This window comes from Azospirillum picis (genome assembly GCF_017876115.1).
GTDB lineage: Bacteria > Pseudomonadota > Alphaproteobacteria > Azospirillales > Azospirillaceae > Azospirillum > Azospirillum picis.
Map to the genome: position 1 here is coordinate 195,027 of NZ_JAGINO010000010.1, position 12,087 is coordinate 207,113.

Below are 12,087 nucleotides of genomic sequence, written 5' to 3' on the forward strand. Positions count from 1 at the left end.
GGATCGACCCGTTTTACGTCCGGGGAGCCGTCGGCTCCCAGGCTTTTCGCCCCAAGAAGCCGTACGTCGGGGCCGCCCCTCGCGATGCATCGCCGCCGTGCCGCCGCGATGCCGCGCCTGGGGACGGGTTTCGGCCCTGGCCGCCGCCCACAGGCGGCGCCCCGCTGAGGCGGGCTTTTCCGACTGACAAGACGACGGACGAAAGAATGGCCGGAGCGGCAGTGCGCAAGCCGCCGGGCGGGAACCCGGCGCCGCATCACCGGCACCAAGCTTCGAGAGGGACGATATGACTGGTAACACGCGGACGCGGAACAAGAAGCTCCTGGCCTGGGTCGAGGAGATCGCGCTGAAATGCAAGCCGGAGCGCGTCCACTGGTGCGACGGCTCGCAGGAGGAATACGACCGCCTCTGCAACGAGATGGTCGAGGCCGGCACCTTCATCCGCCTGAACGAGGCCAAGCGGCCGAACTCCTTCCTCTGCCGCTCCGATCCGGGTGACGTCGCCCGCGTCGAGGACAGCACCTACATCTGCTCGCGCACCCGCGAGGAAGCCGGCCCGACCAACAACTGGATGGACCCGGCCCAGATGAAGGCCAAGCTGGACGGCCTGTTCGAGGGCTGCATGCGCGGCCGCACCATGTATGTGGTGCCGTTCAGCATGGGGCCGCTCGGCTCCGACATCTCGCACATCGGCGTCCAGATTTCCGACAGCGCCTATGTCGCGGTCAACATGCGCCTGATGACCCGCATGGGCCAGAAGGTGCTGGACATCCTCGGCGACGGCGACTTCGTCCCCTGCCTGCATTCGATCGGCGCCCCGCTGGAGCCCGGCGAAAAGGACGTCGCCTGGCCGTGCAACGCCGACAACAAGTACATCGTCCATTTCCCGGAGGAGCACCGCATCGTCTCCTACGGCTCCGGCTACGGCGGCAACGCGCTGCTCGGCAAGAAGTGCTTCGCGCTGCGCATCGCGTCGGCCATGGGGCGCGAGCAGGGCTGGCTGGCCGAGCACATGCTGATCCTCGGCGTGGAAAGCCCGGCCGGCGAGAAGACCTATGTCGGCGCCGCCTTCCCGTCGGCCTGCGGCAAGACCAACTTCGCCATGCTGGTCCCGCCCAAGGAGTTCGAGGGCTGGAAGGTCCGCACCATCGGTGACGACATCGCCTGGATCAAGCCGCAGCCCGACGGCACGCTGCGCGCCATCAACCCGGAGGCCGGCTTCTTCGGCGTCGCCCCCGGCACCAGCATCAAGTCCAACCCGAACGCGCTGAAGACGCTGGACCGCAACGTCATCTTCACCAACGTCGCGCTGACCGACGACGGCGACGTGTGGTGGGAAGGGCTGACGGACGAAGCGCCGGCCCACCTGATCGACTGGCAGGGCAAGGACTGGACGCCGGGCTGCGGCCGGGTCGCCGCCCACCCGAACTCCCGCTTCACCGCGCCGGCCGCGCAGTGCCCGTCGATCGACCCGGCCTGGGAAGACCCCGCCGGCGTGCCGATCAGCGCCTTCATCTTCGGCGGCCGCCTGTCGAAGACCTTCCCGCTGGTGTTCGAGGCCTACAACTGGCGCGAAGGCGTCTACTGGGCGGCGACCATGGGCTCGGAAGCCACCGCCGCCGCGGTCGGCCAGGCCGCCATCCGCCGCGACCCCTTCGCCATGCTGCCCTTCTGCGGCTACAACATGGCCGACTACTGGAACCACTGGCTGTCGATGGAAGGCAAGGTGGAGAACCTGCCGCGCATCTACCGCGTCAACTGGTTCCGCAAGGACGAGAACGGCAAGTTCGTCTGGCCGGGCTTCGGCGACAACATGCGCGTGCTGAAGTGGATCGTCGACCGCGTCCGCGGTCGCGCCAACGACGTGGCCGAGTCGCCCTTCGGCTACTCGCCGCGCTACCAGGATCTGAACTGGTCGGGCCTGAATTTCCCGGCCGACAAGTTCGCCAAGATCATGGACATCGACCGCAAGGAGGCCGAGGCCGAGGCGAAGGACCAGGAGGAGCTGTTCAACCGCTTCGGCGACCGCCTGCCGGACGAGATCGAGCAGCAGCGCAACGCGCTGCTGAAGCGGCTGGAGAGCATCCCGGAGGTCTGGCGGATCGGCTGACCCCGACGCCGCGCGAGGGATGGGGGGGCCGCCGGAAGGCGGCCCCTTTTCTCATGGTGGCCACTTTTCTCATGACGATAAGCGGGCGGGATGAACGCCCTGTCATCCCGGCCGGCCGCCGCCTTTCAGCGATTTAACCGGCTTGTCAAAACAATCGGGCATAAAGTCCTCCCTGCGGTTCGCAGGCATGCCAGGGAGGCGACACCATGACCGATCACACACTTCCACCGTCGGGTTCGCCGGTTCCGCCGCAGGACGGGGATGACCGGGTGGTGCCGACCCCCATGCCCGAGCGGGCCGGGATGCGCCATGGTGGACCGGACGGTGACGGGACAGCCGAGCCGGATGCCGAGGCGGAGGGCGGCGAGTCCGGATCGATCCTGCCGTCCAAGCGCCACCCCTGCGCCATCAGCGGCAAGCGCCGTCCCAAGCGCGACCTGATCGCGCTCGACGCCCTGCGGCCCAACCTGGCGGACCGCATCCGCAGGGACCACCCGCATCTGGACCCCGAATCGCTGATCAGCCGCCAGGAGCTGGCGCGCTACCGCTCCCTTTACGTGGCGGAACTCCTGCAGGCGGAGCATGGCGAACTCAGCGAACTCGACCGCGAGGTCGCGGAGAGCCTGGCCCGCCACGACACGCTGGCCGAGAACCCGGAAGAGGAGTACGACGACCGCAGGACGCTGGGCGAGCGGCTGTCCGACGGGCTCGCCAGCTTCGGAGGGAGCTGGGCGTTCCTCATCTCCTTCGGGCTGTTCCTTGCCGTCTGGATGGCGGTGAACGTGATCGAGGGCGAGCCGAGGTCCTTCGACCCCTATCCCTTCATCCTGCTGAACCTGCTGCTGTCCTGTCTGGCCGCCATCCAGGCGCCGGTCATCATGATGAGCCAGAAGCGCCAGGAGGCGAAGGACCGCCTGCGGTCGGAGAACGACTACCGGGTCAACCTGAAGGCGGAACTGGAGATCCGGCACCTGCACGAGAAGATGGACTACCTGATCCAGCGGCAGTGGCAGCGCCTGACCGAAATCCAGCAGCTCCAGCTCGAGATCATGCAGGAAAAGCGGCTGCGCCGTTGACCGGCCGGCATCCCCGCCGTCACCGGGCGGCATCCCGTACGGCCGTGCCGGCCGGCATTCCGTACGGCCGTGCCGGCCGGTGGCCTCTTGGCCCTGCCGTTGCGGTGCCGGCTTTGCTAAGCTCCGTGCCGTCCGCAGGGGCGGTGCGAGAGGGGGCAGGGCATGATCGACGCGCGGACCAGCGCCTTCCTGGCGGACTTCTTCGCGGGCGGGCGGCGCAACCCGCTGGAACTGGAGCGGTTCCTGCTGACCGGGCCGGACGGACCGCGGCGCGGGGCGAAACCGCCGCTCAAGCTCGCCTTCCATGACTTCTGGCCGGAGTTCGACAGCCGCCGCAACTTCTTCACCGCCCTGCTGGCGACCCGTTTCGCGGTCCGCGTGGTCGAGGACGACAGCGACCTCGCCATCGTCTCGGTGTTCGGCGGCCGCCACCGCGAGATGCGCAGCGCCCGCTCGCTCTACTTCACCGGCGAGAACCGGAGGCCGCCGCTGGACTCCTTCGACATGGCGGTGTCCTTCGACCGCCTCGACGATCCGCGGCATTTCCGGCTGCCGCTCTACGTCGTCCATGCCCACGACCATTTCCGCGAGACGGCGACCCCGCTGTTCTGCCAGCCGGTGCTTCCCCCGGTCCTTCCGAGCCGGCGCGAGTTCCAGGACCGCGGCTTCTGCGCCTTCCTCTACAAGAATCCGCACGCCGAACGGCGCAACGCCTTCTTCGCGATGCTGGACGCCCGCCGCCGGGTCGATGCGGTGGGCTGGCACCTGAACAACACCGGATCGGTGGTCAGGACGGGCTGGCTGCCGAAGATCAAGGTCTTCCAGCGCTACCGCTTCGCCTTCGCCTTCGAGAACAGCAGCCATCCCGGCTACCTGACCGAGAAGATCCTGGACGCCTTCCAGGCCGGGACCGTCCCGCTCTACTGGGGCGATCCGGAGCTGCGCCGCGAGGTGGCCGCCGGCAGCTTCATCGACGTTTCCGCCTTTCCCGACGACGAGGCCGCCTGCAGCCACATCCTGGCGCTGGACGAGGACTACGACGCCTGGTGCGCGGTGCGCGGCGTGCCGCCCTTCCTCGGCACCGAGGACTTCCATTTCGACGTCTACAGGCTCGTCGAGTTCATCGAGGCCCGGCTTTAGCCGGCACAGGCGGGAACGATCATGGCGCGCATCCTCCTGAACTATGCCGACGGCGCCTTCCTGGCGGCGCAGAAGCACAACGCGGCGACCGGGCTGGCGGTGGGCGGCTTCGACGCGGTGGCGGCGCTCGGCCGCCGGACACTGGACGACCATCCGGATTTCGTTGCCCGCAACCGCGCCACGCTGGAGCAGCCGCGCGGTGCCGGCTACTGGCTGTGGAAGCCCTTCCTGATCCACTGGATGCTGTCGACCCAACTGGCCGAGGGGGACGTGCTGTTCTATTGCGACAGCGGCGCCCATTTCATCCACCGCATCGATCCGGTGGTGGAGCTGTGCCGGCAGCGCCGCGACCTGCCGATCCTGCTGTTCACCCTGCAGGCGGAGCATCGCAACCGGGTGTGGACCAAGCGCGACTGCTTCCACTACATGGGGCTGGACCATCCCGGCTATGCCAACGCCACGCAGATCCTGGCAAGCTTCATCGTCTGCGAACGCACGCCCGCCACGGTGGCCTTCGCCGCGGAGTGGCTGCAGCATGCCGAGGATCCGCGCATCCTGACCGACCGGCCCAACGAATGCGGCCTGCCGAACTACCCGGAGTTCCGCGATCACCGGCATGACCAGAGCATCCTCAGCCTGCTTGGCCGCCGCCGCGGCGTGCGGACCGTCGCCGACATCTCGCAGTGGGGGAACGATCGCCGGCCGGCCGCGATCCCGCAGATCCTCCATCACACCCGCTGGCGCGACTGAGGCCGCCCGATGACCGACGCCCGGCAGGAGGCATCGTCCCTGGAGCAGGCCGGCAGGCTGGAGGAGGCACGGGCGGCGTGGTCGCGGCTGCTCGATGCCGACCCCGCCGATGCCGCCGCCCTGCACCGGCTCGCCCTGATCGCCCGGAGGCTGGGCCGCATCGCCGAGGCGGTGACCCATTTCCAGAAATCGCTGGCCCTGCGGAAGGACCTCGACGTCTATCTCGACTTCGGCGCGCTGCTGGTCTCGGTGAGCCATTGGGACGGTGCCGCCGCCTGCTATGCAGCGGCCCTGCGCCTCGATCCGGACTCGCTCGACGCGCATTACGGCCTCGGGCTCGCCCATCACAACAGGGGCCGGATGGCGGAGGCCGAGCCGCATTACCGGGCGGTGCTGGCCGGGCGGCCGGACCTCGGCAGCGTGCACGGAAACCTCGGCCTGCTGCTCCAGGCGCTCGGCCGGATCGCGGAGGCGGTGCCCCATCACCAAGAGGCGGTGCGCCGCTCCCCCGGCGACGCCAGCGCCTGGGACAATCTCGGCACCGCCCTGCAGCAGGCGGGCGCCGCGGCGGAGGCGGAGGCCGCGCACCGGCAGGCGCTGCTGCTCGCTCCCGACCGCAAGGCGGCCTGGGCCAACCTGTCGCTGCTCCATCTCGACCAGGGGCGGTCACAGGCGGCGCGGCATGCGGCGCGGCGGACGGCGGCACTGGCGCCCGACGACTCGGCGGCGCTGATGGCCGTCGGGAACGCCGCCCACGCGCTGGCGCTGTGGCCGGAGGCGGCCGCGGCCGCGGCGGCTGCGGTGCGGCTGGCGCCAACGGCGCCGGAGGCGCGCAACAATCTGGGCAATGCCCTGGTCCGGCTGGGCCGGGAGGAGGACGCGGTCCGGGAGTTCCGCCTGGCCCTCGACCTGCGGCCGGGGTTCTTTCCGGCGATGCTGAGCCTTGCCGAAGCGCTGCGGCGGCGGCGCGACGATGCCGGCGCGCTGGCCGTTCTGCACGACCTGCTGGCGCGGGACGCCGGCATGGCCGCCGGCTGGCGGCTGACAGGACAGGTCCATCTGAACGGGCACCGGCCGCGGGCGGCGCTGCAGGCGCTGCACAGGGCATTGGCGCTGCTGCCCGGCGATCCGGAGGCCTGGCTGGATCTGGCGTCGGCGTCGTCGAAGGCCGGCGAGCCGGCGGCGGCCGCCGCGGCCTACCAACGGGTGCTGCGGCTCGTTCCCGGCCATGTGCCGGCGCTGGCCCAGCTCGTCCAGCAGCGCAGGCAACTCTGCGACTGGCGCGACCTCGACCTGCTGGAGGAGAGCCTGATCGGGGCCGCCCGACGCGGTGCGGCGCACCTGCCGCCCTTCGCCCTGCTGTCGGCGCCGTCGACGCCGGCCGACCAACTGGCCGCGGCCGTCCGCTGGGCGGAGAAGGCCGCCGGGATCCGGTCGCCCTCCCGCCCGCCGGCAGCGCCGGCAAGTCCCGCCGACCGGCGCCTGCGTGTCGGCTATCTGTCGGCCGATTTCCGCGAGCATGCCATCGCCTGGCTGGTGGCCGAGCTTCTGGAGTTGCACGACCGCTCCGGCTTCACCATCCACGCCTACTCCATCGGCGTCGACGACGGCGGCCCGATGCGGCGCCGGATCGCCGGCGCGGTGGACGGCTTCGTCGATCTCGGCCGGATGGCCGATGCCGCGGCGGCGGAGCGGATCGCCGCCGACGGCCTCGACATCCTGGTGGATCTCAACGGCTACACCGCCTTCGCGCGGACGCCGATCCTGGCGGCGCGCCCGGCGCCGCTGCAGGTCAACTGGCTGGGATACCCCGGCACCATGGGCGCCCCCTTCATCGACTACATCATCGGGGATGCGGTGGTGATCCCGCCGGGGGACGACGCCCATTACAGTGAGGCGGTGGTCCGCCTGCCCCACTGCTACCAGCCGAACGACCGCCGCCGCACCATCGCCGCCGGGACGCCGACCCGTGCCGCCTGCGGCCTGCCGGAGGACGGCTTCGTCTTCTGCAGCTTCAACAACCCCTACAAGCTGACGCCGTCGCTGTTCGACCGTTGGATCCGGCTGCTGCGGGCGGTTCCCGGCAGCGTGCTGTGGCTGTTCGCACCCGACCCGGCGGCGGTCGGCAACCTGCGGCGCGAGGCGGCGACCCGCGGCCTGGATCCGCGCCGGCTCGTCTTCGCGTCGCCGCTGCCGCTGCCGGAACATCTGGCCCGGCACCGGCTGGCCGACCTGTTCCTCGATACGCTTCCCTACAACGCCCATACCACGGCGAGCGACGCGCTGTGGGCCGGGCTGCCGGTGCTGACGCGGTCGGGGACGACCTTCGCCGGCCGGGTGGCGGCCAGCCTGCTCCGCGCCGCCGGGCTGCCGGAGCTGGTCACCGCCGACGACGACGCCTACGAGGCGCTGGCGCTGGCGCTGGTCCGCGACCCGGCACGGCTCGCCGCCCTGCACCGGCGGCTGGCGGACGGGCTGGCCGGCTGCCCGCTGTTTGACACGCCCCGCTTCGCCCGGCACCTTGAGGCGGCCTACCGGACGATGGCCGACATCCGGCGCGCCGGCGCAGCACCCCGTGGGTTCGACGTGCCGGCGCTGCCGTAGCCCGCTGCTGGAGGAGGGAGGATCCGTGGACGCCAACGAGCATCGCCTGCACATCGTCGTTCCCTACCGCGACCGCGCGGAGCATCTGCGCCAGTTCGTGCCGTGGCTGACGGCCTATTTCGCCCGGCTGGCCGTCCCGCTCGACTATCGCGTGACCGTCGTCGAGCAGGATGCCGGGCTGCCGTTCAACCGCGGCGCCCTGAAGAATGCCGGCTTCGTCCTGGGCGCGGAGGGGAGCGACTACACCTGCCTGCACGACGTCGATTACCTGCCGCTCGACGCCGATTACTCCTGGGCTGCCGAGCCGACGCCGATCCTGTGGCACGGGGCCGAGAACCGTCCCGTCGCGCCCGGCCGTTCCGACCGCACCGTGACCTCGAACCTCGAAAGCACCATGGGCGGGGTGCTGCTGGTGCCCAACGGGGTGTTCCGCCAGATCGACGGCTATTCGAACCAGTATTGGGGCTGGGGCTACGAGGACTTCGACTTCTCCCTGCGCATCCGGGCCCGGCGCCTGCCGACCGGGCGGCGCAAGGGGACCTTCCGGCCGCTGGACCACGACAACGACGGCTTCACGCCGGAGGCGGTGCCGACCCCCATCTCCCTGGTCAACCGGCGGATGTTCCAGCATCTCTGGTCGACCGGAAAGCTGCCGCAGGGCGACGGGCTGTCGAGCCTGTCCTTCGAGGTGCTGGATCGCACGCCTTGCGACGACGGCACGCCGGACGGCCGGGGCCGCTGGGAGCATGTCCGCATCCACCTGAACCATGCCCCGCACCCGGACCAGCTTGCCGCCTGCGGCGGTCAGGGCACGTAGTCGCCTTCCATCCGCCAGGCGTTGCTGCGGCCGGTCAGGTAGGTCTTCAGCGTGCTGGGGAGGGAGTGCATGCCGTCGAGCCGGATGAACTGGGCATGGTCCTCGTTCAGCGCCAACTGGTAGGCGAGGATCACCAGTTCCGAGCAGAAGACGTTCTTGACGATCGAGAGCGCGGTGCCGCCGGTGTCGTTCATCCGCAGGCGGCTGCGGTACTTGTCCAGGCGTTCGCGGGCGCCCTTGCCGTAGCTGGAACTGCCGGTCCAGGACTTGAACACGGCGCGCGCGGCGCCGTACTGGGCACCGTTCCTGATCTCCTCGGCGATCTTGGAGACTGCCAGCACTTCCGTCACCGAAAGCTGGAGCGGCCGGAACACCACCGCCTTCTGCCCCCAGCCGTCCAGGATCACGCCGCTGTTGGTGGCGTGGACGATCGCCATGCAGGCGCAGTGGGTGGCTGTCGACGAGGCCGAGCGGTTGCCCTGCCAGTTGCCGATCGCCAGCCCGACATGGCCGAACTTGTCGGAATTGATGAGGATGTCGCCGGCCTGCAATGTTACGGGCATCGCTCCTCCCTGAGCGTTATGGATGGTGAGCGTCATGGATGGTGGGCGACGGATGGCGGAGCCCCGCCCTTCCCCCGGATCCTACAGGAAGGCCGAGGCCGGTGCGACGAAGGAGTGTGCAAAAAGGAAGTAATGTTTCCTGATTTGCCGCTCCAGGGACCAGCTTTTGCGCGAATGGCGGCTTCGATGCACGTATATGACCGGGACGGCGCCCGATTCCGGTTCCACGAACCCCGTGAATGCGCGATGGTGGGGCTTCCATCGGGTCCGGCCGGCGGGCAATGCCAGGGCCTTCGGACGGAGGGACGCTCCATGGTTCGAACCGGGCCGGCCGCGGCCATTCTCGCCGCGATGCTCTTCGGCGTCGGCACGCCGCTGGCGAAGCTGCTGGTCCACGACCTGTCGCCCTGGATGCTGGCGGGGCTTCTCTATCTCGGCTCCGGGCTCGGGCTCGGGCTGGTGAGGCTGGCCCGCGCGCTGGCTGGCCGGGGCGCAGGGCGGGAGCGGGGCATCCATGGCGCCGAATGGCTGTGGCTGACGGCTGCGGTCGCCGCCGGGGGAGTTGCCGGCCCGGTGCTGCTGATGTACGGCCTGACCGCGGCACCGGCATCGGCCGCCTCGCTGCTGCTCAACCTGGAAGGGGTGTTCACCGCCCTGCTGGCATGGTTCGCGTTCAAGGAAGGGGTCGACCGGCGGCTCGTCACCGGCATGGCCGCCATCGTGGCAGGGGCGGTCGTGCTCTCCTTAAGCGGAGACATGGGGAGCGGAAGCACGGGACGCGGAAGCATGGACATCGCCGCGGGATGGGGAGCCGCGGCGGTCGCCGCCGCCTGCCTGATGTGGGCGGTGGACAACAACCTGACGCGCAAGGTGTCGCTGGCCAACCCCGTGGACATCGCCATCATCAAGGGGCTGGTGGCCGGCAGCGTCAATGTCGGCATCGCGGCGACGCTCGGCTCCGCCATGCCCGCCGCGCCGGCGGTCGCCGCGGCGATGCTGGTCGGGCTGTCGGGCTACGGCATCAGCCTCGTTCTGTTCGTGGTCGCCCTGCGGCAGATCGGCACCGCCAGGACCGGGGCCTACTTCTCCACCGCCCCCTTCGTCGGCGGTGCCGCCTCGCTGGTGATCTTCGGGGAGCCGGTGACGTTCGGGCTCGTCGCCGCGGCGGTGCTGATGGGCTTCGGGGTCTGGTTGCATCTCACCGAGGACCATGACCACGAGCATGAGCACGACGAGATCGAGCACGACCACCCGCACGTCCACGACGAGCATCACCAGCATCATCACGACGGCCCGGTGCGCGAACCGCACACCCACCGCCATCGTCACGGACGCCTGCGGCACCGGCACCCGCACTTCCCCGATGCCCACCACGCCCACACGCATTGAGGCGCGGACCGGCCCGCCGGCGCGGCGGTTCCGGGTCGAGGTCCTGGCCCTCGGCGAGCGGGAGCCACGCAAAGGCTACCCCAGGGTGGTCGCGTCGGTCGGCAAGGCCCCGCCGCAGTATCCGGGTCCCGGCGACGACTGGGACGAGGAGGATTGAGCCGGCCACCCTGCCGCAGCCCCGCCCCCGGTCAGCGGCGTTGCCTGCCGCACCCGGTCTGATAGAGTGCCGCCGCCTTGCACACTTTTGAAGAGACGTTGGGCTCGCGATGGCCATTCCCGATTTCCAGACCCTGATGCTCCCCGTGCTGAAGACCGCCGCCGGGGGCAGCGAGGTCCGCATCGGCGATGTGGTGGACCAGCTTGCCGACGTGTTCGCGTTGACCGACGAGGAGCGAGCCCAGCTTCTGCCGTCGGGCCGGCAGACGACCTTCGCCAACCGGGTCCATTGGGCGAAGAGTTACCTGACCAAAGCCGGGCTGGTGGACCTCACCCGGCGGGCACATTTCCGCATCGCGCCGGCCGGCCGGGACGTCCTGAACTCGCCGCCGGAGCGGATCACCATCCGGTTCCTGGAGCAATTCCCGAGCTTCAAGGGCTTCCGCAACGGCGAGGCCGGGATGGCGGAGGCCGCCGACAGTGCAGAAGTCGTGATGCCGGCCGCCGAGGGTCCCCTGACACCCGATGAGGTGATGCGGCAGGCCCATCTGCGGATCGAGGCGTCCCTGGCGGAGGAAATCCTCCAGCGGGTGCGATCCGGCACGCCCGCTTTCTTCGAGAAGACCGTGGTCCGCCTGCTGATCACCATGGGCTATGGCGGTTCGGTAAGGGAACTCGACAAGGCTCTGGTTGGCAAGTCGGGCGACGACGGCGTGGACGGTGTCATCGACCAGGATCCGCTCGGGTTGGACCGGGTCTATGTCCAGGCCAAGCGGTACGCCGACGGCAACACGGTCGGGGCGGGGGCCATCCGCGATTTCTTCGGCAGCCTGAACCTGTTCAAGGCGACCAAGGGGCTGTTCGTCACCACCTCCGCCTTCACCACGTCGGCCAGGGAGACGGCCGACCGGTTGGGTACGCGCATCGTGCTGATCGACGGCATCCAACTGGCCAAGCTCATGATCCGCCACGAGGTCGGATGCAGGATCGAGGAAACCCTCCACATCAAGAGGGTGGACGAGGACTTCTTCGAATAGCAGCGGAGCCTATCCCGGGAACGGGGCGAGCATCAGGCGGCCAAGAGCCGGTTCCGGGTAGCGGACCTTGGAGATGGCCTGCGGAAGGGGGATGTCCGGCCTCCCGGCCACAGAACTCGGCACTTTCCGAGCCCATGCCGTCGTCGCCTGCCCAACCGCCAAGGGCAAGCTCACGCCGCTCGGGCAGCAGCGATGTGCGACACCCCGGATGGGCAGAGATGGCGGATTTCGAGAGGGGAGGACGGCGATTCGGTCAACGCCGCGTGCACAACGGGGGCGGCATGAAGACGCGGTGAACTCCGCCGCTTCCGGGCGAATTCCGCTGTCGCATCACGAATTTCAAGGAGGAAAATGGTGGAGCCGAGGAGGGTCATACATGCCTCATGTTGATCCGGTACGACAAGCCTGCTGGTCAAGTTTGCCTCGAAGCAGAGCCGGTGTGTTG

The 12,087-nt window shown here is 69.7% G+C and carries 10 protein-coding genes; 8 read left to right on the forward strand and 2 right to left on the reverse strand.

Annotation, left to right across the window (positions count from 1 at the left end; genetic code table 11):
* Positions 1-286: 286 nt before the first annotated feature.
* The 6 genes from J2850_RS15805 to J2850_RS15830 all read left to right on the forward strand — a co-directional run bounded on the left by J2850_RS15805 (position 287) and on the right by J2850_RS15830 (position 8,497).
* The gene (locus J2850_RS15805; RefSeq protein ID WP_209983283.1) at positions 287-2,110 is read left to right on the forward strand and encodes a phosphoenolpyruvate carboxykinase (GTP); all 1,824 of its coding nucleotides are present in this window, start codon (positions 287-289) and stop codon (positions 2,108-2,110) included.
* A 206-nt stretch (positions 2,111-2,316) separates the two neighbouring features.
* The gene (locus J2850_RS15810; RefSeq protein ID WP_246513112.1) at positions 2,317-3,186 is read left to right on the forward strand and encodes a DUF1003 domain-containing protein; all 870 of its coding nucleotides are present in this window, start codon (positions 2,317-2,319) and stop codon (positions 3,184-3,186) included.
* 162 nt (positions 3,187-3,348) lie between these two features.
* Positions 3,349-4,326 carry a glycosyltransferase family 10 domain-containing protein gene (locus tag J2850_RS15815; RefSeq protein WP_209983285.1) on the forward strand — a complete coding sequence of 326 codons (978 nt, stop codon included), beginning with the start codon at positions 3,349-3,351 and terminating at the stop codon, positions 4,324-4,326.
* Positions 4,327-4,347: 21 nt separating this feature from the next.
* Positions 4,348-5,076: a hypothetical protein gene (locus tag J2850_RS15820; protein WP_209983287.1), complete on the forward strand. Its 729-nt coding sequence runs from the start codon at positions 4,348-4,350 to the stop codon at positions 5,074-5,076.
* A 9-nt stretch (positions 5,077-5,085) separates the two neighbouring features.
* The gene (locus J2850_RS15825) at positions 5,086-7,680 is read left to right on the forward strand and encodes a tetratricopeptide repeat protein (protein WP_209983288.1); all 2,595 of its coding nucleotides are present in this window, start codon (positions 5,086-5,088) and stop codon (positions 7,678-7,680) included.
* A gap of 25 nt (positions 7,681-7,705) precedes the next feature.
* A complete protein-coding gene (locus J2850_RS15830) occupies positions 7,706-8,497 on the forward strand; it encodes a galactosyltransferase-related protein (protein WP_209983289.1) in 792 nt (263 codons plus the stop codon).
* Here the strand turns inward: J2850_RS15830 and J2850_RS15835 are convergent.
* Positions 8,485-9,060, reverse strand: coding sequence for a hypothetical protein (locus J2850_RS15835; protein ID WP_209983291.1), 576 nt, complete (start codon positions 9,058-9,060; stop codon positions 8,485-8,487). The genes J2850_RS15830 and J2850_RS15835 overlap by 13 nt on opposite strands.
* 312 nt (positions 9,061-9,372) lie before the next feature.
* Here J2850_RS15835 and J2850_RS15840 point away from each other — a divergent pair, with 312 nt between their 5' ends.
* Both J2850_RS15840 and J2850_RS15845 read left to right on the forward strand, forming a co-directional pair.
* Positions 9,373-10,449, forward strand: coding sequence for a DMT family transporter (locus tag J2850_RS15840; protein ID WP_209983294.1), 1,077 nt, complete (start codon positions 9,373-9,375; stop codon positions 10,447-10,449).
* Positions 10,450-10,715: 266 nt separating this feature from the next.
* Positions 10,716-11,642, forward strand: coding sequence for a restriction endonuclease (locus J2850_RS15845; RefSeq protein WP_209983296.1), 927 nt, complete (start codon positions 10,716-10,718; stop codon positions 11,640-11,642).
* A 170-nt stretch (positions 11,643-11,812) separates the two neighbouring features.
* Here the strand turns inward: J2850_RS15845 and J2850_RS15850 are convergent.
* Positions 11,813-12,087 (reverse strand): hypothetical protein (locus J2850_RS15850; RefSeq protein ID WP_209983298.1); only part of this gene is annotated, 275 nt, incomplete at its 5' end.

Bases quoted from the DNA above. Each gene is read 5' to 3' on its own strand.
- J2850_RS15810 (WP_246513112.1), top strand. From the start codon at position 2,317: ATGACCGATCACACACTTCCACCGTCGGGTTCGCCGGTTCCGCCGCAG.
- J2850_RS15825 (WP_209983288.1), top strand. From the start codon at position 5,086: ATGACCGACGCCCGGCAGGAGGCATCGTCCCTGGAGCAGGCCGGCAGG.
- J2850_RS15820 (WP_209983287.1), top strand. From the start codon at position 4,348: ATGGCGCGCATCCTCCTGAACTATGCCGACGGCGCCTTCCTGGCGGCG.
- J2850_RS15845 (WP_209983296.1), top strand. From the start codon at position 10,716: ATGGCCATTCCCGATTTCCAGACCCTGATGCTCCCCGTGCTGAAGACC.
- J2850_RS15815 (WP_209983285.1), top strand. From the start codon at position 3,349: ATGATCGACGCGCGGACCAGCGCCTTCCTGGCGGACTTCTTCGCGGGC.
- J2850_RS15835 (WP_209983291.1), bottom strand. From the start codon at position 9,060: ATGCCCGTAACATTGCAGGCCGGCGACATCCTCATCAATTCCGACAAG.
- J2850_RS15840 (WP_209983294.1), top strand. From the start codon at position 9,373: ATGGTTCGAACCGGGCCGGCCGCGGCCATTCTCGCCGCGATGCTCTTC.
- J2850_RS15805 (WP_209983283.1), top strand. From the start codon at position 287: ATGACTGGTAACACGCGGACGCGGAACAAGAAGCTCCTGGCCTGGGTC.